The 24,275-nt window shown below is 51.7% G+C and carries 27 protein-coding genes; 4 read left to right on the top strand and 23 right to left on the bottom strand.

Features of this window, described 5'->3' with window-relative positions:
• Positions 1-58: 58 nt before the first annotated feature.
• The 13 genes from B5G28_RS10045 to B5G28_RS09985 form a co-directional block, all read right to left on the bottom strand.
• Positions 59-520 (bottom strand): helix-turn-helix domain-containing protein, encoded by a 462-nt coding sequence (locus B5G28_RS10045; RefSeq protein WP_087248372.1) that lies wholly within the window; start codon positions 518-520, stop codon positions 59-61.
• 15 nt (positions 521-535) lie between these two features.
• Complete coding sequence (locus B5G28_RS10040; protein WP_087248370.1) at positions 536-838, bottom strand: cupin domain-containing protein; 303 nt, start codon at positions 836-838, stop codon at positions 536-538.
• Positions 839-872: 34 nt separating this feature from the next.
• Complete coding sequence (locus B5G28_RS10035) at positions 873-1,286, bottom strand: hypothetical protein (RefSeq protein WP_087248368.1); 414 nt, start codon at positions 1,284-1,286, stop codon at positions 873-875.
• A 488-nt stretch (positions 1,287-1,774) separates the two neighbouring features.
• Positions 1,775-2,209, bottom strand: a complete 435-nt coding sequence (locus B5G28_RS14490) for a hypothetical protein (protein WP_144265517.1) — start codon at positions 2,207-2,209, stop codon at positions 1,775-1,777.
• Between the two features lie 241 nt (positions 2,210-2,450).
• Positions 2,451-3,353, bottom strand: coding sequence for a sugar phosphate nucleotidyltransferase (locus tag B5G28_RS10030; RefSeq protein ID WP_087248366.1), 903 nt, complete (start codon positions 3,351-3,353; stop codon positions 2,451-2,453).
• A gap of 48 nt (positions 3,354-3,401) precedes the next feature.
• Positions 3,402-3,995, bottom strand: coding sequence for a sugar transferase (locus tag B5G28_RS10025; protein ID WP_242967575.1), 594 nt, complete (start codon positions 3,993-3,995; stop codon positions 3,402-3,404).
• A 317-nt stretch (positions 3,996-4,312) separates the two neighbouring features.
• Positions 4,313-5,023, bottom strand: a complete 711-nt coding sequence (locus B5G28_RS10020) for a hypothetical protein (RefSeq protein WP_087248364.1) — start codon at positions 5,021-5,023, stop codon at positions 4,313-4,315.
• A 1-nt stretch (position 5,024) separates the two neighbouring features.
• Complete coding sequence (locus tag B5G28_RS10015; protein WP_087248362.1) at positions 5,025-5,804, bottom strand: CpsD/CapB family tyrosine-protein kinase; 780 nt, start codon at positions 5,802-5,804, stop codon at positions 5,025-5,027.
• A complete protein-coding gene (locus tag B5G28_RS10010; protein ID WP_087248360.1) occupies positions 5,801-6,580 on the bottom strand; it encodes a Wzz/FepE/Etk N-terminal domain-containing protein in 780 nt (259 codons plus the stop codon). Before B5G28_RS10010 ends, B5G28_RS10015 begins: the two co-directional genes overlap by 4 nt.
• A gap of 17 nt (positions 6,581-6,597) precedes the next feature.
• Positions 6,598-7,617, bottom strand: a complete 1,020-nt coding sequence (locus tag B5G28_RS10005) for an LCP family protein (RefSeq protein ID WP_158099612.1) — start codon at positions 7,615-7,617, stop codon at positions 6,598-6,600.
• Positions 7,614-8,333: a CpsB/CapC family capsule biosynthesis tyrosine phosphatase gene (locus tag B5G28_RS10000; protein WP_087248356.1), complete on the bottom strand. Its 720-nt coding sequence runs from the start codon at positions 8,331-8,333 to the stop codon at positions 7,614-7,616. Before B5G28_RS10000 ends, B5G28_RS10005 begins: the two co-directional genes overlap by 4 nt.
• 1 nt (position 8,334) lies before the next feature.
• Entirely contained in the window at positions 8,335-8,523 is a 189-nt protein-coding gene (locus B5G28_RS09995) for a hypothetical protein (RefSeq protein WP_087248354.1), read from the bottom strand.
• Positions 8,524-9,356: 833 nt separating this feature from the next.
• Positions 9,357-10,007 (bottom strand): hypothetical protein, encoded by a 651-nt coding sequence (locus B5G28_RS09985; RefSeq protein WP_087248350.1) that lies wholly within the window; start codon positions 10,005-10,007, stop codon positions 9,357-9,359.
• A gap of 764 nt (positions 10,008-10,771) precedes the next feature.
• Here B5G28_RS09985 and B5G28_RS09980 point away from each other — a divergent pair.
• A complete protein-coding gene (locus tag B5G28_RS09980) occupies positions 10,772-12,037 on the top strand; it encodes a RecQ family ATP-dependent DNA helicase (RefSeq protein ID WP_087248348.1) in 1,266 nt (421 codons plus the stop codon).
• A complete protein-coding gene (locus B5G28_RS09975) occupies positions 12,027-13,118 on the top strand; it encodes a hypothetical protein (RefSeq protein ID WP_087248346.1) in 1,092 nt (363 codons plus the stop codon). The genes B5G28_RS09980 and B5G28_RS09975 overlap by 11 nt, the downstream gene beginning before the upstream one ends.
• 107 nt (positions 13,119-13,225) lie before the next feature.
• On the opposite strand, the gene B5G28_RS09970 is transcribed toward B5G28_RS09975, so the two are convergent.
• The 10 genes from B5G28_RS09970 to B5G28_RS09930 all read right to left on the bottom strand — a co-directional run bounded on the left by B5G28_RS09970 (position 13,226) and on the right by B5G28_RS09930 (position 22,317).
• Positions 13,226-15,058 (bottom strand): recombinase family protein, encoded by a 1,833-nt coding sequence (locus B5G28_RS09970; protein WP_087248344.1) that lies wholly within the window; start codon positions 15,056-15,058, stop codon positions 13,226-13,228.
• A 635-nt stretch (positions 15,059-15,693) separates the two neighbouring features.
• Positions 15,694-16,992 (bottom strand): hypothetical protein, encoded by a 1,299-nt coding sequence (locus B5G28_RS09965; RefSeq protein ID WP_144265516.1) that lies wholly within the window; start codon positions 16,990-16,992, stop codon positions 15,694-15,696.
• A gap of 134 nt (positions 16,993-17,126) precedes the next feature.
• A complete protein-coding gene (locus B5G28_RS14715; protein ID WP_158099610.1) occupies positions 17,127-17,285 on the bottom strand; it encodes a hypothetical protein in 159 nt (52 codons plus the stop codon).
• 137 nt (positions 17,286-17,422) lie between these two features.
• Positions 17,423-18,193 carry a hypothetical protein gene (locus tag B5G28_RS09960; protein WP_144265515.1) on the bottom strand — a complete coding sequence of 257 codons (771 nt, stop codon included), beginning with the start codon at positions 18,191-18,193 and terminating at the stop codon, positions 17,423-17,425.
• A gap of 15 nt (positions 18,194-18,208) precedes the next feature.
• Positions 18,209-19,150, bottom strand: coding sequence for a lambda-exonuclease family protein (locus tag B5G28_RS09955; protein ID WP_242967574.1), 942 nt, complete (start codon positions 19,148-19,150; stop codon positions 18,209-18,211).
• 86 nt (positions 19,151-19,236) lie between these two features.
• Entirely contained in the window at positions 19,237-20,172 is a 936-nt protein-coding gene (locus B5G28_RS09950) for a DUF932 domain-containing protein (RefSeq protein WP_087248339.1), read from the bottom strand.
• 116 nt (positions 20,173-20,288) lie between these two features.
• On the bottom strand, positions 20,289-20,774 hold the full coding sequence (locus B5G28_RS09945) for a hypothetical protein (RefSeq protein ID WP_087248337.1): 486 nt from the start codon (positions 20,772-20,774) through the stop codon (positions 20,289-20,291).
• A 115-nt stretch (positions 20,775-20,889) separates the two neighbouring features.
• Positions 20,890-21,168 carry a hypothetical protein gene (locus tag B5G28_RS09940; RefSeq protein ID WP_087248335.1) on the bottom strand — a complete coding sequence of 93 codons (279 nt, stop codon included), beginning with the start codon at positions 21,166-21,168 and terminating at the stop codon, positions 20,890-20,892.
• Position 21,169: 1 nt separating this feature from the next.
• Positions 21,170-21,532: a hypothetical protein gene (locus B5G28_RS09935; RefSeq protein WP_087248333.1), complete on the bottom strand. Its 363-nt coding sequence runs from the start codon at positions 21,530-21,532 to the stop codon at positions 21,170-21,172.
• A gap of 23 nt (positions 21,533-21,555) precedes the next feature.
• On the bottom strand, positions 21,556-22,317 hold the full coding sequence (locus B5G28_RS09930) for a hypothetical protein (protein ID WP_087248331.1): 762 nt from the start codon (positions 22,315-22,317) through the stop codon (positions 21,556-21,558).
• A gap of 181 nt (positions 22,318-22,498) precedes the next feature.
• On the opposite strand from B5G28_RS09930, the gene B5G28_RS09925 reads away from it, so the two are divergent.
• Positions 22,499-22,729, top strand: a complete 231-nt coding sequence (locus tag B5G28_RS09925; RefSeq protein WP_087248329.1) for a helix-turn-helix transcriptional regulator — start codon at positions 22,499-22,501, stop codon at positions 22,727-22,729.
• Positions 22,730-22,944: 215 nt separating this feature from the next.
• Positions 22,945-24,099, top strand: coding sequence for a transglutaminase domain-containing protein (locus tag B5G28_RS09920; protein ID WP_087248327.1), 1,155 nt, complete (start codon positions 22,945-22,947; stop codon positions 24,097-24,099).
• Positions 24,100-24,275: the final 176 nt, after the last annotated feature.

Raw genomic sequence — 24,275 nt, 5'->3', positions numbered from 1 at the left:
TTTTCGCAAAAGGCGGTAAAGTCCCGCTCTGTTTTCTCTGCAGTTTTCCCGCGCGGGGTCAGGTTTCCAGTTCTGTCCGATCCGGCACATTGGAATAGACGCCGGCCTTGTCTTTCATGAACTGGGACGGAGCGCAGCCATAGTATTTTTTGAACACCCGCGAAAAGTACAGGGCATTGTCAAACCCGCACATCTCGGCGATTTCTGCGATGGTGTATCCCGCCGCCCACAGGGTCAAAAGGCGCTCGGCGGTTTTCATCCGGACGTCGGTCAGGTACTCCAGCGGAGACAGCCCCACCTCTTTTTTAAACAGCTTGCGCAGGTAGTCGTAGTGGAAGGGCAGGGTCCGGATGAACTCATCCAGCTGGTAGTCGGAGCGGTCAAAGTTCTCCATAATGCTGGCCCGGATCTGAGCCACCGGCTGGGAAAACTCCACATTGCTGCGGAACACCACAATGTAGCTGGCGATCAGCTCGCCCAGAGAGGCCAGCACCAGCTCGTGGCGCTTGCGGTCGGACATATGATACAGACGGACCTAGGCAAAGGCATGGGCCAGGCTGCCGTCCTCGTCCGCCACCCGGAAAGCGTCCTGGAAGGGAAAAGACGGGGAATCCAGCATGATATGGATGTTGGCAAATCCCTCGGTGCTGGAGTTTGCGTGGGCCATTCGGGGCGGGATGACAACGGTCTCGCCGGCGGAATAGGTGATGGAGGGCTGTTCCTCAAACCGGAAGGTGCCCTCCCCTGCCGTACAGTAAACCACTTCCCAGTGATCGTGTTTGTGCATGCGGACATTGTAAATTTTGGGATGTTCCCCCACGTACATGATCCTGTTCATTTTGTTACCTCGCTGGATTGGACAAAGACGCCAGTCAGGACTCTCCGGCGGCGATGCGGGCCTTTTCGGCAGCGTTGTAGATCCGGGTGTACTCGTCTTTCCAGGGGGTCAGGCAGTCCTGACCCCACAGCTTGGAGCCATAGACCCGAAAGTCCTTGACGTTGGTGGAACACCACTTCCCCTCAAAATCCACCAGCATCACTGCCTTGTGGACCCGCAGCAGCATCTGGTGATCATTGGGCGCGTAGATGTAATAGGCGCTGTCCTTGAAATCCCGCTCTAGGCCCAGCGGCATGGCGCAGTAGATCTCCTCATGGCTGCTGTCGGTGGCATACAGACAGATTCCCCCACCGATCTTCTCCAGGGTGACGCCATGGCTGCCGCATTCAAAGGCAAACCGGTTTTTAAAGATGCTGAACTTGACTTTTACGGCCTCTCCTACAAGCATGGAAACTCTCCTTTTCACGATTGTTCTTTTTTGTTTCTTTTTGCACGGATGCACAAAAGGTCGCTGCCAAATCTGTTCTGGGTACGGGCGATTTGGATGTTTGGCTCTATCATAGCACAGATCTGTCCATTATACCACCCCTCCTTCCGCCATTCCCTATCCGCCCGGGCGGGCGGCGGGGCGTGACGGCAGGTGCCCTGTTGTGCCTTATCAAGCGGCGTCCACGGTTGGACCTAGGAGGCAGGTAGTGGGGTGGGAGTTCGTCGGGCTCCCGGGCTCATGTAAAAAAGCGCCCCTCCCGTCTTGTTACAGACAGGAGGGGCGCGCTTTAAACTTTATACAACCTTATACCGGAACCAGCCAAAGGCTTGCGGGGTTCTTAAAGGCAACCTGTGCGGGTGCATATAATGCGGGGAAATGGGGAGGATCCCAAGAGGTTCTAGTGAATTGATCGACAGTACTATCTTTCAACCTTCCAGAAAACCATATTATGCTTTTCTTATCGTATCGAATTCTTTCTTAACTTGTTTTCTCTTTTCTACGCCTCTCTTCACAATTCTCCAAATAGGAGCTACCGGCATAAGCCACCGGTGTTGGGCAATATAAGGTTCATATTCCTGGCACCAGTTTTCCAAATAAGTTTTATCCGGGAAAAGACGACGAGCCAAATATCGCAGCTTAATGGGTACAGAAACCTTGTCTGCTCCTGGCTGCATATGCCACACCTGACGTATCCATCTCTCTTTCATTGTCCCATATGTACAACTAAAAAGCAACTCTTTCAAACGAATCCGCTCATTTTCTGACAACGAAATACACTCTGCATTGGAATCAAAAATCTTTAGAGCCAGATCTCTCATTTCATGCTCAAATTCGAGTAGCCCTATTTTGTTCAGTTCATCATCCAAATAACTGCGATCCATATTGTTTTTCAGTTTATTACAGATATATATTTCATAAAATCTACCAAACGACCAATTTATTTCCCTTAAAAACCCACTATAATGTCACATTTTCATTTTTTTACCGTTTTTCTCGAATTCACAAATTTGCAATCCAGAACCATCTGTCTAGCAAGTATTTTCTCGCACAAGAAAGCCCGGAAAGCAGTAACTTTCCGGGCTTTTAAAATCCAACTATGTGACTGCGACAGCCTTTAAAGAATCACAGATCCGAAAACAAATCGGCTTTGTACACTCCGGCGGCCAGCATCTGGTAAAAACTTTCTTTAACAGCTGCCACATCCTCTTTGTAGGTCATTCCATACCAGGTGTCATCGGTCTTAAGGACCTTCACCTGCATCTTTCCCTGTGTAAGCAACTCTCCAATAAAGGAAGGAATCAGATACTCGGCCTTCAAAGGATTGGCGGAAACTTCTTTCTGGAAGAACTCCACAAATCCCTTCTCCAAGGTTTCTAGGAAAGTCGGAGTCAGGCCCCACATATTCATAGATACCAGAGACTCCAGATCCAGTACTACGCCATCTGCTTCGGCACCAGATTCAGTTTTGACAATATTCTTCGTCTCTACCACTTTGGTCAAGTTGTTGTGTGTATCCATTGCACAGATGCCGCGTGTAACGCCGCCATTATCCGACAGGGTGTTCTTTAGGACAAAACCTGCCATGCAGGCTTCTCCACCAGACACCAGATATTCATGAACGGCCCGGAATCCTTCCTTGCCGTAATAATCATCCGCATTGATGACCATAAATGGAGTATTTATTACATCTTTTGCAGCCAGCACCGCCTGACCAGTGCCCCAGGGCTTGGTCCGCCCCTCAGGGAACTCACCCGGAATATCGTGCAAGTCCTGGAAGGCATAATCCACGGTTACACTGTGCGCAGAGCAAACAGCAGTGATTCGATCCCCAATGGCCTCCCGAAACTCTTTTTCAATATCCTTGCGGATCACAAAAACCACATGATTAAAGCCGGCCTCAATGGCATCATGGATGGAGTAATCCATAATAATGTGGCCGTTGGCGTCCACCGGTTCCAGCTGCTTGATACCGCCTCCAAAACGGGAGCCAATACCAGCCGCCATAATGAGTAATGTTGTTTTCATAAAATATTTCCCTCTATCATTTACCGTTCGCCAATTTGCATCAGATTCTTACTCGCCGTACATTTTAAGTACTGCAACAATTGTCAGAATAATCAATTTCCAGTCCAGCCAGAAGCTGCGGTCCTGTATGTACTTGAGATCCAGATCCATCCACTCATCAAAGGTCAGTTCGTTGCGGTTGGGCTGAATCTGCCAGTAACAAGTAAGTCCCGGTGTCACATACAGCCGCTGCATTTCATATTCGCCATATTCGGCAACTTCGCGAGGCAGAGCCGGGCGAGGGCCTACAATGCTCATGTCCCCTTTCAGGATGTTAATCAGCTGGGGCAGCTCATCAATGCTGGTCTTGCGGATAAACCGGCCCACCCGGGTAATCCGGGGGTCATTCTTCATTTTAAAGACAGGACCATCCATCTCGTTCTGTTCCAAAACTTCATGCAACTTTGCTTCTGCATTGGGAACCATGGAACGGAACTTATAGAACTTAAAAACCCTGCCATCCCGGCCGACTCGCTCCTGGGAGAAAATCGGACTGGCACCCGGACTGTCAATCCAGATCACCAAGGCTACAATCAGCATAGGAACAGCCAGTACAATCAAAGCCAACAGAGAAAAGAAAATATCTTGTGCGCGTCGTCCCATCCAGTAAAATTTCTTTGTCCTCAATATTTCATCGCGGTCAAACCAATACGCTTTTCTCTGTGGTACAGCGCTGGCTACTGCCGATCCCTGCCCGGATTCAACTTCCATTCCTTTCTGCATTTCAATTTCTATAGATCGCATTGATACTCCTCAAATTCTCTAAATCGTCCAATAATCATTGTAAAAAGGCGCAAAAGAATAAAGGCTGCTCTCTTTGCGCGCTTCATTGCGTTCAGAAAGCAGCCTTTACATCTATTCCGATAGTCTTCAGACCGGCCGCCCTAGTCCAAAAACTGTCACTCTAACTATATTTCCTCTTATGCCTGCACGCGGGCCATAATCATGACAGGACCCGAGCTGTAGACCGTCAGGTAGACTACACCGTTTACTACACGGACCGGTACCACGCGGGAATTACCGTTTCGATCCCAGCAAATAGCAACAACCTGTGTACCATTCGCCACACCAGGCACAGAAATAGCAACCTGAACACTGCCGCTCTCAGAAATCGCAGCCTCTGCACTGGGAGAAGCTGCCACATCGTACAGGGCAATCGGCGTATAGGCACTGGCACTTTCACCCACAGAAGCCTGGAACTCTGCCGCAGCTGCAGGTGCAGTAGAAGTCAACAACTGTTCCGTGGACTCAGCAGAAGTCACCTGATTGTACAGATTATTCAACTGCCCGTTGGCCGCATAGGTCAAGCCACTCTCGGTAGGAGTCCCTGCCAGCTGTTCGCCGGTAGCGCCAGGGTTAGCCGCATCCACAGCCGCGTTCGCAGCCAGCGTTTCAGAAACCGGTGTCACCTGAATAACAGGGGAATCTGCATCCTGAACCTGAGAACCAGTAGGCGTAGTCACAGTGATCGTAGAGCCAGTCGAAGTAGTAGTCGTCTCCTCTGCAACGCCTACTTCACTCTGGGTACGGCTGGGATGCCACTCAATAGCCATAGCCTGGCCGCCCATCACAGCCGCCATAGCTGCAACCAGAGTTACGCTGGTCAAAGTAACTGCCAATTTCTTTTTCATATTACTTACCTCCATTGTCATCTTTTTTATCGCGGGAATGACCACGACCGTAGCCATGACCATGGCTGCCATATTGATAGCCGTTCTTGTAGTAGTAGCTGGAATGGTAATAGCGATGGTAATAGGCACTGGAACGATTGTTTACATCAACTCGGTTGAGTACAACACCCAAAAGCGGGGTTTCTGTTCGTTTCAGCATCTGAACAGAGTTCTCCACAATTTTTCGGGATGTGTCACCGCTGCGTACCACCAGAACGCTTCCATCACAGTGCCGCGTAATGTTCAGGGCATCCGCCACACTCCCCAGGGGAGGCGTATCCACAAGAATATAAGAGAAATGCTGCTCACAGTATTCCAACATCTTAGCAAAGTTGGGGCTTTCCAGAAGAATTGTCGGGTTCGCGATGGCAGAAGTCACAGGAATCATATAGCCGTTTGGTATATTCGTCTTATAAATCACATCTTGGATTTCCGCTTGTCCTGCCAGATAGTGGGCTGCCCCAATCAACTTTTCATTGTTGGTGCTACTGATACTGTACTTCCGACGCATTTCAGAATTGCGAAAATCACAATCCAGCAGCAAAACCGGAGCGCCAACCTCTGCCATCATCTTCCACAACTGCAGCGTGATGAAGCTTTTCCCTTCATTGGGAACGCTGCTGGTCACCATAATGGTCTTGATCTGTTTTCCGCAAAACCCAAGGTTAATTCGAAGCTGATTCAAAGCCTCCGTCACGTCAAAAGGAAGCTCAGGTACTTTTTTAATTTCCAGTTCTCTCATTTTGCTCCCTTTCTTTTTAACAGCCTGCCCTTCTTATTCTCCTGATTGAATTCACCCAAATCTGCCTCAGGAATGACAGCCAAAGGCTGAACGCCAAGATAACGAGAAACATCATCCGGTGTCACAAAGGTATCATTCATCAGATATCGAAGAACCAGAACACCACAGCAGAGAACGGCGCCGACAAGACCACCTAAAACCAGATTTTTGGCATAGCTTGGACTAGCCTTATAGGCAGGCGGGATCGCCTCTTCCACCAGGTTGGGCTCGTCTGTCTCCATAATATCCGGCAGGTAAATACAAGCCTGATTCACCAGTTCATTGGCGATGTCTGCCGACTCCTGAGGATCCGGGCTGGTCACCGTAATCTTTAAAATTCGGGTATCCGACGTGTTGGTAATGGAAATCATGCTGGAAAGTGCGCTTGTGCTCATGTCCAGATCAAGATTTTTAATAACATCCTCCAGCAGCGGACGGCTGCGCATCAACTCCTGATAGTCTGCCGTCAACTGCGCGCCAATCTGCAGGTCCGTCAAGTTGACAACCGAGTTATTGGAAGCTGATACAATGTAAATGCTGGATGTAGCCTTGTAGAGCGGCGTAACCAGAAAATACGTATAGGCGAACGCGATGGCTGCACCTGCGATCAGGCAGAGAATAATCTGCCATGCATGTCCCCACAGGACATAGAACAGCTCAACCAAATCAATTACATCGTCATCATTCTGCCTCTGGGCAATCTGCGCTTCCGGTTGATTGATGGCTTGATTTTCCATGATTTTCCTTTCTTCTCTTAAATTTCCTCATAAAACAACTGCAGAATTGTTTGCTGCAGGCTGTCTTCATCCAAATAGTAGGCCCAGTAACCATCCTCTACGACGTTTTCTCCGTCAATTGTCAGCAAGGGCAGCTCTGTATAGGATTTCAGACGGTCTGCGATGTCTACCGCCGTGCCGCTGGCAATGTTGGTAATCACATAGTCAGACAGTTCTTCATAGGCAGTCACCGCAAAGTCCGAGTCCATATCCTTGACCTGTTCCTCAAATGCTTTCAGGAACTGCCGCTGGCGGCCCATACGGGCCAGGTTGGTCTGGTCATCCACATCCTGACGCTGACGAACGTACTCAAAGGCCTGCTCACCATTCAGGGTGACGGTCTCTCCTTCCACCAGAGTGGGATCTACAGCCGAGAAGTCGGAGGTAACCGTAATGGTCACCCCGCCGATCAAGTCTACCAGAATCCCAACGCCGCCCATATTCAGGGAGAAATACCCATCGATGGGCTGGTCATCCAGCATCATGGACACAGCAGTAACATTGTTTTCGCAGCTTTGCTCCCGGCCATTGCCATAAGCATGGGCCAGAGCAATCTGCTGTACAATGGTATAGGGCACGGTGCCCATCATGCTGATGACTGGCACCTCCACCATGCTGTCACGGTTGATCTGCAGGACCTGCCAGGTCTTGGCCTCATCATCCAGTACCAGCAGCATCTGCGCATCGGCCTGGCCTCCGGCAATGTAGCTTTGGGTACCCACTGCCGGTCCCATCTCGTCGATGCCCAGGAACAAGTAGCTCTCAATCTTGGGCCTCTGGCGGTAGGTTTTTCCCTGATAGGTAACTTCTTTCAGCTCTGCCTCGGTTCGATGGTCGTTGGTCGTGTAGCTGTCAGCAGCCTCTACCTGGTATTTGCTGTCCTCCCATCGACTCAGAGCATAGGCTCCGCCTCCCAGGGCAGCACCAGCCAGAACCACCACGCCCGCAGCCTTTAAAAGATCTCGCCGGCTGATTTTTCTTCTTCCGTATCGACTCATGGAACCACCTTTTCTGCCGCAGACTGGATCAGCCATGCAGCGCTCTGGTCCATTTTGGCAAGAAACGCCTCTCCCAGCTTCTGGGCTACCACCTTCCTGCCTTCCGCCAGATTGGGTGGACGGGTCGTAAGATTATGGCAGTCACTGCCCAGCAGCGGGTATCTGGTCTCCTGCAACAGTTTCAGGCCCAGCCTGCGGGTACGCCAGCGCATCAACGTTCTGGCATTCACCTGCAAAGCCACCGGAAGATCTTCCAGTTCCCGCAGTCTCCAGACATTGCCTTTGCTGGCACAGAACCGTTCCGGATGCACCAGAACCACATGAAACCCTCGATCCAGCACCAAAGCAGAAACCTCTTCGACCTGAAAGTCATTCCACTCGGTAAAGGGCATTTCCAGCATCAGGGTTTTGGTCCCTTCGATGCAGAGCCTTTCCAGGCCAGCACGTTCGCTGATTCCAGAGAAGAAAGCCACCTCTGCTGCCGGGATGATCCGCGGCAGCCCACCAGGCAGAACCGCCAGCAGCTTTTCCAGGGCTGCCGCTCTCCGCTCGCAGAAGGTCGTAATAGAGTTTTGATCTACATAATAGTGGGATGTGGCACAAACCGCCTCAATTCCCTGCTCTGCCTGCTGGCGGAGCATCACAAAGGAAGTATCGACGTCCGGGCTTCCGTCATCCATGCCAGGCAAAATATGGCAATGCATATCAACCAGCATTCTATGGCATCTGTCCTTTCACCTGCAAAGAATCAGCAGAATAGATCTGTGTTTCTTGTGCATTTACATATTGAAAACCAAATCCATTTTTCATCCAAAATAAGAACTCGAAATATACAAGGCTGCGATTCAGCCATCCAAAATCCGGCATCCTTTTTGTCGCAGCTTTATCCACTTCTCCCATCTTCATTTCAGGTTTCCGTAGAATGTCTGCTCTTATTTTTTGACGATTCAGTGACCTTCATCTAGAAAATGAAGGTTCTTTTACAGAATTTGGTACTTTTATATTTTAACATGAAGCATCGTTGAGTTCAATAGAAAAAACCATTTTATTTATCATCCAAATTTTCAATCGTGAAAAAAATTTGCCTACATTTCGTTGAATTGTAGTGAAATTATGAAAAATCACTATGTAATGTAATCAATTGCAGAATGGATGTAATAAATGACACTTCAAATTCAGGGGGATACAAAAAATGTCAAAATATGAAGAAAACATTCACCAGCACAAAGATGGCCGTTAGGAAGGACGTTATATTAAAGCGCGAACTGACGAACACAAGCCAGTTCAGGGGTATATTTATGGTACTTCTTATAAGGAAGTTCATGAAAATTTGATCCAAAAGAAAGCTGAAGCTAACTTTTTCAGTTGTCAGTGAAAAAGGCTCTGTTTTCTGAGCTTTCTCTTCAAAACCGGGTACGCCTTCTTCCCAGCTGCACCACCGCCTCAAATACTGAAACATAAGAGACATTCTCTACACCCGGTGTTTCTCTGATAAAAACAATGCGAGGGCCAGCTCGTGAGAGCCGGCCCTCGCAGAGGGACCCTATCTTTCGTGACGCAAAAGTTCTTTTGTTTTGGTGCGATCAACAACAGAAGGAATATTGGTTAGACATTCCCCTTTGTCGCCACATCGGATGGGTTATTTACCCGGGCCCTGAGCGGTCTCTTGCTCAAGGTCCCTTATATCACCCACGGCCATGGTGCTGCCGGGGGTGTTATAAGCAGGAATGATTGTTTAATTAGACAATCTTGGTTACATTCTGGGTGACAGCAACAGCAATGTACTTGACGCCAGTCTCTACGCCCTGAACGAGAGAAGAAGTCACCGGCTTGGTCACAATGCTAGCAGCAATAGTATAGTCATAGTCATACTTACTGCCACCATCTTCAGCAGACTTATCCTTAAGAGCAGCAATCTTGCCTTCAATCTCATCAGCAACCTTTTCCAGGGCATAGATATCGCCGGTGCTAGCCTCAACTGCATACAGCTTGACAACAACCGTGGTCTTGGTATTTTTATTATTCAGATCGTTGCCAATGTTGGTCTTTGCATCCATAGCCTTGACCAGATCCTTGCCAATTGCAGTATCAAGCTGATCCACAAGGCCAGTCTGCAGCGCCCCACCAATAGTTGTAAAGTCAGTAATGGTGAAATACTTATCGACAGCGCTCTGCAGGGCAGCATCCAGCTTAGCATCAGCAACTGCAGTCACATTACGCATAGCATCGCCGACCATGGCAGCACGCAGCTCAGTAGAGTAGCTGGATGCGTTAGAGGTTTCACCCTCGCCCTCACCCTTGTCGTCAGCGCCGTTGTTGCCACAAGCGGTCAGCATGCTGACAGCCATAACGCCAGCGAGCATCAGAGAAGCAATCTTCTTGAGTTTCATAATGAATTTTTCCTCCTTATGGTGTATAAAAGATAGAGACCCAAAACAGGTTTCAAAGGAAGGTCCTTTCCTTTGTGTGCCTATAATATCATACCCCCCCCCGGTGTCAAGGCCCGATTTCAAATTTTCCCATTTTTGCTTAATTTTTTATAGTCTAAAATTTCACATTTTGTATATTTCACTTTTTATGCGCATGCTTTTCTGTATTCATTCTGCCCGTATTGCAGACTCAATTTCTCATGGTCAGCCGTTTTTATCTCATTTTCGCGAAGCATTTCAGATATGTATTTTTTCTCAAAATGTGAATATTCGAAAACTTTGCCCCAAACAGGCTGTACTTTCCAGAGTCAAAAGCCTGCAGAAAGTTCCCCTCAGTCCGGCTCAGACCTTGCATCCTCTCTCTTTTATGAAAAGGCTGCCGCAACACAAATGTTGAACGGCCGCGGCGTCTTTTTGTCACGATCTTTCTCCCGGGTCTTATCCTATTGTCGTGCCATGAATCGAAAAAGAAACACGCCGTCTCTCGTTTTCTCCGCGATACTCTCGATGGATTGACGCCCCATTTTATTCCTATTAAGTATGCACTAACCGACATGTTTTTCCCGGTTTTTCCGGAGAACCCCTCTATTAAGGTAGTTCTCGTGAAAAAGCCCGATTGAGTGAAATCTCAAAAATCGTCACCAAACCCCATTTAAAATGTGATTTGCCTCTTAACGCTAAGATAAGAGCTTGGACTCTATATCACGCTTTAGGAGGTATTTTTTATGAAAACCAGTCTATCCATCCAGTACGCACAGATGCAACTTGGGATTGTCTCTCTCCGCAAACACCAAATCAAGCCCATTCAAAGCATCCTGGATCATCGCGACACCCTGGTGATCGCTCCCACCTCGTCCGGCAAATCGGCCATCTACCAGATTGCGGCCCTGACCATGGCAGAGGAAAAGGGTCAGTGGACTCTGGTGGTGGAACCTACCTTGTCCCTCATCAGCGACCAGGTACAGAAACTGAAGAACCGAAAGATCCCTGCCGCATACATCACCAGTCTCAACCACGCAGAGCACCGTCGAATCTACCATGACCTGAGCCGAGGCAAACTCTCGCTCCTGTATATGACGCCCGAGAAGGTAGCCACCGTCGACTTCCAGATAGCAACCCGGGACAATCCTCCCTGGCTGGTGGTGGTCGACGAAGCCCACTGCGTTCTGGACTGGGGTTCCACCTTCCGTCCTGCCTATCTGGAACTGGGCAGGAGGATTTCCTGGATGGCTTCCCAAAGTCACCGGCCAGTGATCGCCGCGTTTACAGCCACGGCCCCTTCCCAAGAGCGCGAGGAAATCACCCAGAGCCTTGGCATGACCAAGCCCTGCCTCTTTACGATGAGCCTTCGGCGTGATAATATTATTTTATTAAAGGAAGACTGCACCGGCTGTGACATCAAGTACCGGTTGAAGCGACTGAAACACTACATCCGCAAGTATGGCAGCACCGGGCAAGTGGTGGTCTACTGTTCGTCGAAGAAGTATGCCGATCTTGTCTTCAACTATCTGGATGATCGGTTCCCCGATAAAATCGCCAAGTGTCACGCCTATATGGACCCGAACCGCCGGCAGCGCAACGAGTTGGACTTCATCTATGGCAGCAAGAGAATTATGGTCGCCACCACGGCCTTTGGTATGGGGGTGGATGCGGCGGCCATGCGGCTGGTGGTGCACTTCCAGCTTCCTCTGAGTGTCGTAGACTACTACCAGCAGGTTGGACGTGCCGGCCGTGACGGGCAGAAATCCCATGCGGTGCTGCTCTATGGCGAAGAAGATATCCCCTTGAACCAGTACATCCTGCGCTCCGAACAGTACAGCAAGAGCACCCGCAGCTGGGTTGATCGCCGGCTGAAGGAGATGGCAGAGATTGCCGCCAGTGATGATTGCATCATGCGCCAGGTTGTGGCTGCTCTGGGAGAAGAAGACCCGGTCAACTGCAACCACTGCACCAACTGCCAGAAGGCCCGGAGGTGCAGCCATGAAGATTAAGAAGGTTGACGCCGGCATTCACACGCTGGAACTGTATGCGCTGCGCCTGACGTATTCCCAGTGCCAGAAATGTATGGACACCCTGGCCGATCTGGCTCCGCTGAAGGTTCTACGCCGGGACCCGTACAACATCGACCGAACCTTGTTAAGCAACGCGCTGGGTTCTTCGGGCATCCGGCTGATCCCCTGGCAGAGCCACGACTGTTCCAACGGCATTGGCATCATCATCAACCCCAACCTTCTTCTGGACTGCAACTGTTCCCCCATCCAGTTGTTCGATCCCTCCTGGAAATCCTGCGAACGGCTGCTGGAACAGGTTGAGGAGGTTCTTCACACCCTCAAGCTGGAGGACGATCCCTTCCACCGGAACCTGATTGTCTCGCCTGAGGAGTTGAGCCTGAGCCAGATGGACCTGACCATGAATCTCTGGTTCAGCAAGGATGCCGATCTGGTGGAAATCATCCGCCTCTTCTCCAAGGGAAACCTCCCCCGGAGTTTCGACCGCCAATCCTGCAGCACCCCCGAGGAAACAAGGCACTGCTTTATCGCCTCCTCCCAGACGGTCACCTTCAAGGCCTACGATAAGGTATACGACCTGAAGCGGTACGGCCGCTGCCCGTTCGAGCTGGAACACAAGAAGATTCTGCGGATTGAGGTGAGCCTCAAGCGGAAATCCTTTCTGGAGAAATTGGAGCTGGATCGGGGGGACGACCTGTATACCATGCTGAGCGTCGGCCATCGATCGGTATGGCCCGTCCTGGAAAACTACCTCGAGCGGCTGTTCCCCTGTTCGGGCACCCACCGGACATACCAGGAAACCATTCGCCGCATCGACAGCTCCAGCCTGTCCGAGAAGAAAAAAGAGAGAATGACGTACCTGGTAGCGAAAACCAGTGCCGGCGCCGGGCTGGACACCGCCCTGAAAAAGATGAAAAAGGAGTTCAGTCTCTCGGACTATCGCACCATCGACGCCCTCTATGATGCCTTTGAAAAACTGGACATCAACCCCATCACTCTCTGCAACAACAGCGACCTTTCAGAAGTCCCCTCGATCCGGAAGATGATCAAAAAGTCCATCTGACGAATGGGCATTCAGCCCCCTTTTGGGGACCTCTCAGAAAAAACACCCGATCAGGCAGGCCTCCCGCCTGCCTGGTTGGGCGTTTCCGGTTTTCAGGATTTCCCGGTTCAGATACTCACAATGATGGTCTTGTCACGCCACTTTTTCCCGAAGAACTTGAGGCCGATCTCCTGACAGTAGTCTCTGGCCTCCTCCCGGGTGATGGTGAAGGTCAGCAGGGGCTGGGGATTGGTGATATGACGGCTCAGCTGGGTGTCAATCTCCCCATCCTGCCCGGCGCTCTGCTGGTCCCGGTAAAGCTGCAGGGCGATCGCGCTGGGGCTCATCCTCTGCTGATCGGCCGGCATATCCCTGGCAAAGTTCAGGGTCCAGTTGAAGGTATCGTCATCCACCACCACGACCTGGAGGATAAACTGACGGATCACCTCCTCGGCAATGGCCGTCCCCGAAAAATCCACCCACTGGTCCAGAGTCTGGCGAATCTGCTTCATGTCCAGGGCGGATACCGGCATCTCGGCACTCTGGGCCTGGAGATCCTCCACCTTCTTCTGGAGTTCGGCCAGCTCCTGGGCAGCCTTCCCGTTGTCCTGGAGAAAGACTTCCCGGCTGATCATCCCCAGCGCACACATCTCCCGCAGACCCTCCTGCTTCTTCATCAACTGGGCCTGCTGCTTTTCCAGGGCTTTCAGCAGGGCGGCGGTGTTGTCGCCGCTCTGGGCGGCACACTGCTCAATCATCCGGCAGGCCATCAGGACCGCTTCCTTCTGCTGGCCCCACACCCTCCGGAACACCGTCCGGGCCATCAGGTCGATCTGCCAGGCCGGAATGCTCTTGCTGTGGCAGACCGTGCTGGCATCCAGGCCGTGGGCTTCCAGATAGCGCCGGCTCACCTGCCGTTTCTGACGGTAGCACTCAAAGCCGTAGGCCTTCCGGCCGTCGGCATTGGTCCGCCACACAAACCGCCGAAAGGCCGACCCGCAGCTGCACCGCAGTTTCTCGGTCCAGACCGACTGCGGCTCTTTCCGCATGAACTTCCGGGTCTTGCCGTCAGGGCCTGTCAGGGGAGTGCTCTTTTTCCGGCGCAGGGCCTCGCATCGGTCCCACAGTTCCTCCGACACGATGGGCTCAAATTTGCCCTTGACGTAGACAAAATCCTCCTCCCGGTGGTTCACCCGCTTCTGGGTCAGGAAGCCATCGCTGCAGGATTTGTTGTACCCGATGTAGCCTTTATAGGTGGCGTTGCGCAGGATCCGGCCGATCCGCTCCACACTCCATTTCACCTCCCCGTGGGCATTCTCGCACCCCATCCGGGTCAGCTCGGCACAGATCTGTTTATACCCCATACCGCCCACATAAAGCTCGAATATTTTTCGGACCGTGTAGGCCTGCTGGGCATTGATGACATAGTTTCCGTCCACAAGATCATCATAGCCCAAAATATTCCCGTTTCCGTAGAGCGTGCCGTTCTTCCGGCTGATCCTCTGACCCGCCAGCACGCGCTCGGATATCTTCCGGCTTTCCTCCTGGGCCAGGGTCGCCATCAGGGACAGCCGCAGCTCTCCATCCGAGTCCATGGTCCAGATATTATCCCGAATAAAATACACCTCTACCCCCGCCCTTTTCAACTCCCGGGTGATGGTCAGAGTATCCACCGTATTGCGGGCAAACCGGCATACTTCGCGGGTGATCACCAGGTCGAATTTCCCCTGGCGCGCATCCTCCAGCATCCGCATAAAAGACGGGCGTTTTTCCACCGAAGTACCCGTAATACCCTCGTCATAATATCGCCCCACAATCAGCCAGTCCTTATGCTGGGCGGCGATTTCTTCGTACCATTTTTGCTGGTTGGCAAAGGCCGACAGCTGGGCCTCATGCTCGGTGGAAACCCGGCCATAAATAGCTACCTGACGGATCCTTCCGGCGTCGAGTCTCTCAAACATTTATCATCCCTCCACAATCAAAAAAGCCCCGCCCTGATCACTTCGACCAGGACGGGGCCAACGTTTGCCCTTCTGTTTTAGCGGGCGTATGCAGACAAAATATTATTGTAGGTTTCCTGATTCAGCAGACCCTGCTCATAGAGCGCCTGGATCAACTTGAGGGCGATCTCCTGCGTTGTCATATCGATCATAAAAATCTCCTTTCCTGATGCCTGTTCCATTCATGACCCGCGGCCCTGCAGGCATACCTTGACCTTGGGTTTATTTTCCTGTTCGGGGGTAAATCAGAAAAGAAAATCCCCTGCTGCCAGGCCGGTTCCTCGTATCCCGGGCACAAAAAAGGACCGCCCTCCCACCGGGGTGGGAGAGCGGCCCAAAACGCCTTAAAAAGCCTATTTGGCTTCATTTAAACCATTGTGTCGAACCAGTCGAAGGCGTCAAAGTTCCGAAGAAGGTCAAAAACATAACTTTTTCACGTTCTTTTTTGCATTCATTTACTTCGACACCACTTCGACTCTTTTTGCCACTTCGGAATCACTTCGAAGTCACTTCGACCACTTACTTCGACATCCAAAATTGGGCAGATGATATTTTTTGGCAGCCTTTGTGATTTCCTTCATCGGAATCCCAATGCATCAAACAGGGGGCTGGTCCTTATAATATTGATACCGCCAGGAATCTTTTCCTTTATCACTCCGTTTCAACTTTACTCCCGCTTCATACAGCTTGTCTTCCCATTTTTTCCAACCATCTTCAAAAGGAAAGCATTCATAAGCATTGTCATCAAGCCATTGCTGGTACTCCTGCAAAAATTTATCCCTCGGCGCAATAAAATATTCTTCATTTTCCCTTTTTAATGTATGTAAAATTCCTCGGCATTTAAGCGATCCATGCTTTGCCTTTTCGCATAGATGTTTAACACAAAACTCATACTCCCATAGAAATTCATAAAATATATCCAGGTCATCATATTTCCCCGAGGATACAGGTTGATTAAGCAACGCAACCGGCCGACAAATTGGTTCTATTACACGCATCTGGGGAGATCCAGGCAGAACCCAGTTGCCATAATTATAAAGGATTTCATCTGCGTCTGTTTTTTTCAATATCCCATAGTTTTTCAAAAAATCAAGCAGCTGTTCCAAGAAGGCCATAGCTGCACACCAAAGATCTTCCTCTTCGATGGATTGTTCATGATTTTTCTGATCCATGGGCGGACGATAAAGTTCTATTCTATTTCTCCAAATATCCTGCAGAGGCATTTTCCTTTCATTGTATTCATACTTCACATTTTCATGAAAATCACATATAAACTGTTCGATCCATTCATGCATATTTCCACTGTTTGCTAAGCAAGATTTCGTTTTTGTCTGCAATCCAATCAGGCAAGTACCCTGTATCTTGATCTCAGTATGTCCCGCCTTTTTTCTACCAGGTTTTTCAAACAGAATGGGAACCATAAATTCCGAAGTTTTCAAAATCTCATTTCGGATCGTTTCGTCCACATCCGCCTTGATTGCCACCGCACTTTCGGCATAGCCAACCCAAAACTTCTCTCCATCTTCATTCCAGCCGCTAATATAATCGATCATGTCTCGGGAAGCACAAGAAGCATTTTCCCAAACTGTGGGTTGGATCAGCCAACTTCGATCTAGTCCACATCCTGTTCCTTCCCAAGTTCCTTCCCCCTGTACTGCAATCAACAATGCTTTTATTGCATCGTAGATTTCTTTGGACCCTTGTCCCAAATAGACCACAGGCAATGTAAAATTGTTCTTCATCAGAACAGAGGCAATCTGTCCCAGCAAAATCATCAATTGCAGTTTTGCTCTTTCCTTCTGGCTTTCCTCCTCGCCGCCCCTTGGAAAGTCGAAAAACGCCCGAACCGTCGATAAAGCGTTACTTTGCGAATATTTTACATTCACTTTTTTCATCTTCCATGTCGGACTCTTTTTCTTGATCAATGTGGGATCCACTTTAGCGCCCTGCAGTGGTCTGTACGCCTCCCCTTTGGCGGGCCGATAGAGAGAATACTCTATTTTGCGATATGGCCCTTTCAGCTGGACAGTCACCGATTTGTACAGCTTTTTCTTTTTTCGTCCTTTTGGGTACCCTTTTCTTCGTCTTTCTCTTTCTTCGCGCTCATTTGATTCTTCGTGTCAGATTGATGGGGATCAGCACAATCTGTCAATGGAATTCCATTCCAATTACTGTTTTGCTCTGCCATTGTTCTTGCCTCCTTGCTTTTTTGAGACAAGTATAGCAAATCTCCCCAGATATTTGATCTATTTATCTAACAAACGTGATTTCCTACAAAAAAAGCTCAGGGCATTTGTAATAAAAGACATGCCCTGAGCTCTATTTTTACCCTGCCGCCTCCAGCTTAGGAATTGCCTCGCTGGCCTTCACCGCCTCCATGAACTGGCGGGCAAAGGCTTTGGCGCTGGCGGCTTCTTCGGGGCTGAGGGCGCTGACCGCCTCAAAGTGAAAGAGGGCGTAGGGCTTGCCTCCCCGGCTGGTAGCCTTTTTGAGGGAGATCCGGGTGACCACCCCGTTCAGCGGGGTCAGGGCGCTGGTGAGCCGGGCGGTGTACCGGAGGAACAGGCCCTTGCTGGTCACCGGCACCCGCACCAACAAGGGCAGGACATTGCCCGGTCGCAGCAGGAACAACAGCACCGATTCCTTGCAGGCTTTGGCCCCTGTCTCGCCGTCCTTGGAACCGTAATCATTGAAAGGACAATGGGCGCACACTTTGCCGCTCTCCGAGACAAGGCTGTTATGGCTGAAACAAGTGGGCGGCGTCCCCTCCACCGGGTCAGGGGTGTCCCAATAAGCCCGGGGTGTAGTGTAGCCCAGAACAATCCCGGTCAGCTCTTTCTCTGCTTCATCGCCGGATAGTCCCGGAACGGTAAACACGGTAGATCCGCCCGAAGGCGACTTAACCACGTCGAAGAGCTGGTAATTCAAGGACTGATCGGGCAGGTTCTCGCGGATGAGTTCCATGGTGCTGTCGTTCAGGGCCAAGTAACCCGACGGAGAAGCATTTTCGACCAGGGCAAGCTGCTGGGACTGTTCGGCCTCCTGTATGGTCTGCACCTTGGTATTGAGACGGCTTTTGAGATTGGTGTTTTCCATGATCATATACCTCCATCAAAGGGTTTTGACTGTGAATCGTCTGCAATTGGTTTTGCTGGCGTACCTCTTGTAGAGGGCCGGATGTTCGACTTTCAGGGTCTTGGTGTCCAGCCGTTCCTGCACAACATTTTTCCATGTAACTAGATGGTCCCCGGCCGTGCCGGTTTCGTGGTCGCCCAACATTTCCTTCAAGAGATTTTCGGCCTCCTGTTTCCGCTCGGTGAGGAGCTTGATCTGCTGGCCGGCCTCGTCGTACTGCTGAACCAGGGCGGCGGCATTCTCAGGCAGTGCCACGGTGGAACGGGGCACACTGCTGGGAAACCGCTCGGCCAGGAACCGGGCCGACGCGCTGGAGCCGTCCAGGGGCGGCGGAGTCTCACTCTGAACGTGCTGCCAGAAGTCCGCTTCCAGCTGGACCAACAGGGCGATCAACTCCTCGTCCCTGGGGATGAACTTCCAGCGGAAGGAGTTGCCGCCGATCAGGGCGGCGATATAGCAGCCGCCATATCCGGTGACGGCCATGTAGTGCTGTACCTGCAGAAAGTACTCGTCCGGGATGCCGTCCTCCCATTCCCCGGCCTTGAAGGCAGAGGCGGTCTTGGCCTCGAAGATACAGGGGCCAAATTCAGGATGGACACAGGTGCCATCCAGGTTGGCCTGCATGAAAGGGTGTTCGTCACTCCGCAGAAGTTCCATCCGGTGTTCTACCTGGATGCCGGTGCGCTTGGTGAATTCCGTCCGCACCAACCCTTCCAGCTGGGTGCCCCAGTAGGCGGCTTCGCCTGCCTCCTGATCCGGCATTCGGCCGGTCTTTTCCATCCACAGCTCCACCGGGGACTTGTACCGGCTGATCCCGCAAACCACAGCGGCATCCGATCCGCCGATCCCCTGCTTGCGGTAATCCAGCCAGTCCGTGTAGGGCATGGTTTCGGTGTTGGCAATCACAGTAAAGGACATGGTTTTACCTCCTTACAATCAAGAAAGGCGGGATGCGTGAAACGACTTCACACGTCCCGCCCTATGGTGATACGCTGCTTCATGATTCAGGCTGCCGCCCGGATCATCTTGTAGGCTTTGTCAATCATAGGGTTCCCCTCAATGGTCCGCAGGAAAAGATTCTCGTTGTAGCTCTTGGTTTTGCGGATGGGATCGGCATGGGTGGCAAAGTCGCTCACCGCGTTGATGAACCGGTAGCCATTCTTCCCCATGTCGGCCAGGTCCGGCGCGTTCCAGTAGCGCTGCTTGAGGTCTTCCAGCAGGCGCAGGTTGTTCTTCTTTTGGATGTCGGACATCTCCTCACTCACCGGGAAGAAGGTCTGCATCAGGTCCAGAACCTTCCGGTCGGACAGCTTGATCTTGGCCAGCTCGTCCACACCCCGGCCCAGCTCACTCATGTAGAGTTCGGCCAGGCGCAGAGTTTCGCTGGCCTCCCGAACGCGGCTCATGACGTTCTCGGTATGCCGGGCCGCCCAGACACGGTTGGCGCTGTTCAGGGCCAGGTTCAGGGTGTTCTGGCAGACTACTCGGATGGGAGTCATGGCCACCTTCACCCCGCGGCTGCCGTCGTGGGAATTCATGATCACCAGATAGGGTGCGATCTCATCCCCCGCAATGATGTACCGCTGGGGCATACGGGCCAGCATCCAGACCTTCCGGCCCATCTGGAGAGAGCCGGCAGTCTCATAGGTGACACCCTCGCCCAACAGTTCATCGGTGAACTGGAAAGCGTCCTGGTTCTGAACCACCTTGTAGCGGTCGGATACGATGCCCAACACCCGGCCATCGGTGCTGCGGACGTTGGCCTTGTAGCCTGCAATCCAGCCTCCATCCTCGGTCTGGACATTCTTCTGCAGGACTTGCCAGTCCAGGCCTGCCCAGATCAGAGCATCGGCGGAAGCGGGCGCTTCAGCCACCATGGTACCCAGACCATGCCAGGGTTTCTCGCGGACATAAAACATGGTTTCAACATTGGCAGACATTGTATTTTCCTCCTTGTAAATCAAAGACAGTGAAATGAAAATGTGGGAAATGTGGTTTTTCCCACATTTCCCACGTTTGAAAGGCGCATCATAGACAAATTGGGCTACTCAGATGCTCAGCGGTAGTAACTCACCACTCCGCCGATGTAGACCGGTTTGCTCAGATCGGCGTACCGGAGCCACCGGTCCAGAGGCTCCAGGATTTCGGTCTGGGTATGGTAGATGTAGATGCTGTAGCGGTCCTCGTAGCTGTCGTTCAGACCGTCTAGCGCCAGGTCGAAGGCTGGCACCACCTCGCTGCCGTTGAACACCGAGAAGGCCGTCTGGGCCAACACCTCGGCCGCTGCCTTGAAGCAGACATACCCGCGGCGGAAAAATCCGTCCCGCAGGCTGGGGTTGAAGGTCAGTCGGCTGCCGGTACGGGTACAGAGGGGCCCCAGGAACTGAGCCAGTTCCTGGATGGCCTGTTCCCTCCAGGACGGGTCGGCATTCTCGGCATAACTGCAGACCTGCTCGTAGAACCAGTCGGGCAAGTGGCCGGCTTTGGCGTAGGACTCCGATTGAACGGGCTGCAATGATACTTGGTAGACATAGCTGTGCATGGTGATTCCTCCTTGATATTTTTAAAATAGCTGGAAACAAAGAAAACCTCGGGGTCGTTCCCCGAGGCTTTCATGGATATAGTATGTATTCGATTTTGGATTCAAATCAGAAGGCTCACTCTTTCCGCTGTCCCAGCAGGGTTTTGATTTCCAGCATCTTGTCAAAGTCGCCGTCCTCCACAGCCTTCTCCATCTGATGCAGCAGCGCATCCTGTTGCCTGGCCTGGGCCGCCTGGAATGCGATATCCTCCTGATAGGCTTCCATCAACTTTTCCACCTGCGCATCTTTTGCGGTGGAAATGTTCTGCCGAACCTGTTCCCCTGCCATCCGGATTTGGTCGAAAATCTGCTGAATCTCTTCCCTTTCAGCCTGCTTGGCCTTGTCCTGTTTCATCTCAGTCCAACTCCTGCAAACAGTTTATCATCAGCTGGGCGGCAGACAAAATGCCCGGGGTCAAGTTTTCGGCTTGGCTCATCAAAAGATCCTCTATAATCTGGAGGACCTTCATCCGTCTTTCATGCAGAAGCTCTTCACTATGCATCGCCTTCTGCGTCTCGGCCTCCACCGTAAGCGCTGCAATTTCCTTTTGGGCTGTAATCAATGCCCGCTGGGTCTTGGCATCCTCTGCCTTGGCGTAGATTTCAACGCCAACCTGCAGGGCCGTTTGGAAAGCTTCCATTGCGCTGTTGACCGCCATCACTTCCGGCGGCATCGGGGCGGGCAAATTTGCGTCTTTCATAACCGTAAGATTGGACATGGCACCTTTCTCCTTCCCCTTGATTAAAGCCACAGCCTTTTCAGCGTTTGAACCAGCTCCTGATACCGCTTCGCGGTCTGGTCGCTGACTTCCTGCAGGCCAAGTTCTGCAATCTGGTACAGCAGGGTGTTGCTCTCCGCCAGCACCGAAGCGCTCTGATTCTGGTAGGTTGTCTGGATGATCCGGAGCATTGCCATTTCCTCTTCCTGTGCATCCCGAACGGCTTTGACCCGGTACTGGACCTGGTGGATTTCACCAATGCACTGATCCATCTCGGCCCGGAACTGTTTGGCCTTTTGGTAATATTCCTCTGCGATTTCCATCCGCATTTGGGCGGCGGACAAACCCATATAGGTCCCCACATTGAACCCAAAAGAATCCATCGACGGACAAGACGGCGTCTTCGGCATGAGATCCCGGCTGGAAGGAAGTTCGGTCAACGCCTCGGATGAAACTGCCTTTCCAATCATTCGGTAGACCTCTTCCCGCTTCGCGCCAACCTCCTGCCGTTCCTGCAGCATTGCATTCCAGTCCCGATTCATCCCGCCCAACGCATCATGGTATCGCGCATTGCTTTTGGCCACAATTTCTTCCGCTTCATCCCGGACGGTATAGGACGTGCGGGCTTCCTGTTCCGGGTTCCCTTCGATCCGGTTCTGAATGTCCTGAGCCACCGTCTCGGTGATATCATTGCCCAGCTCCACCGACCAGTGGGCTACTTTTACCGGCAGCGTCACAATATCGCCTACAATATCCGCCAGTATGGCTAGATCCTCCAAAAACATATCCGACCTTCCTTTCCCATGCCGTGCCTTTTGTGATCCGCTGTGTGCATTTTGGACGCAGCAAAGCAAAACAACAACCTTTGTACTTATTATTATAACTATTACAGTAATAATTACAATATGTTTATGGAATAAAAAATCATCCCATTCTTCCGTACAATGAAGACACGAGGTGTACGCCATGGAACGTGAATTTGAACAGGAATACAAAATGATCGGCCTGAAGGTCGCCTACTACCGCAAACTGCAGGGTTACACTCAGGAAAAGCTGGCCGACAAGCTGGGAGTGGCCACCTCCTACATCGGCCAGATTGAAGCCCCCGGCATGTACAAGCCCATCTCCCTGACCACCCTGCTGCGGATCGCCCAGGCGCTGGATGTGCCGGCCTACAAGTTTTTGCAGTTTGAATAAGAGTCAAATCACCCGCCGCCTCCCTGTTCTTCGGGAAGCTGCGGGTGATTCTCTTTGTCCAATAGGCGTTTTTCAGTGTGGAACGCCTGTTATTATTGCTTTGAAGAAAAACATCACATCTCTGCGCCAAAAGCTTTACGCGCCTTCTCTTTTTTGCTATCTTTATAGTAAAAGAGCGGCTGCGCTCTTGCAGCCGCCGTGTGAGGAGGTATCCAATGATGAAACGACATCTTTACCGTGCGTTGTTCTTCCTGGTGGTGCTGGCGGCAAGCTGCGGGATGTTGGCCATGGGGGCCAGTGCGGCGGACCCTGTGAGCGACTTTGACTTTGCCCGCTATGTCAGCGATAACCCGGACTTGATGCAAGCCTACGGGCGAGACCTCTATCTGGAAGAACTCTATCTGCACTATCTGAACTTTGGCGCCAGCGAAGGCCGGGCCGCCTATTCCCTGCGGACCGGGCAGCCTTTTGTGCTGGAGGAAAATGCCCAGCAGGCCTACCAGACCCAGCAGAGCCTTACCGGAACAGAGGCCCGCATCGCCAACGCCACCCTTACTCCCGACCGCAACTGGCCGGAACCATTGCTGACGGTGGCAGACCAAATCCTGGCCCAGGTGGGCGGCTCCACGCCCTATGAACAGCTCCGGGGCTGCTACGACTGGCTGATTCAGAACTGCTCCTATGGCAGTGTCCTGTCCAATCTGAACCAGGGCGGCTGGCTCGCAGAGGATGCCTATTCCATTATGACTCAGCGGGTGGGCGTATGCGACAATTATTCGGCAGCATTTGCGGTGCTGGCCCGGATGATCGGTTTTGACGCCAGAATCCAAACCGGCCAGACCCACCGGGCTGCCGGCGGCTACACCGGCCACGCCTGGTGCGTCATCAACATCCACGGGGTGGATTATGTCTTTGACCCCCAGGTGGAGGACAACATCGCCGCCGGCGGGGCCATCCGGTATCTCCGCTTCTGCAAAACCTATGAAGAAGTGCCGGACAAATACATCCTGTATGCTGCCGACGTGGTGCAGAGCAATATTATGGCCAGCGGCACTGTCCCGGCAGCCTACGGCTTTGGGCAGGGGTATAACTATTTCACCCATATCAACGAAGCCCGGTCGGCCGCCGGCGTCAGTCCCATGTCCTGGGACGCCGAGATGTCCAGAGCTGCCCTCCGGATCGCCCGCGGTGAGAACAAAGACACCGTTTTGAGCGAGCTGAAGAGCAAAACCGGCAAAGGCTATATTTCCTACTCCAGCTATGTATTCTACCCTTCCTATAACTGGCAGCCAAATATGGATCGTTTCCTGGAATCCGCAGGCATCGGCTTCTATGGGCTTCACATATGTATGCTCTACAGCATCAAATAAGATGTGACCCCCTGACCAAACAACCAGAAAGAGGGCATACAGGTCAAACCTGTATGCGGTGAATTATACTATCAAGTGCAACACTTAAGGGAAATAAAAAGAAGTTCATACAGAACCCTGGTAGAATAGAGTTACTACACCACCAAACCACCGGAGGGAACTGTATGAACTACCAT

Origin of the sequence: Faecalibacterium sp. An77 (genome assembly GCF_002161315.1) — a bacterium.
Lineage (GTDB): Bacteria > Bacillota > Clostridia > Oscillospirales > Ruminococcaceae > Faecalibacterium.
The sequence above is the reverse complement of the archived record's forward strand: the minus strand, read 5'-3'. Positions and strand labels throughout refer to the sequence as shown.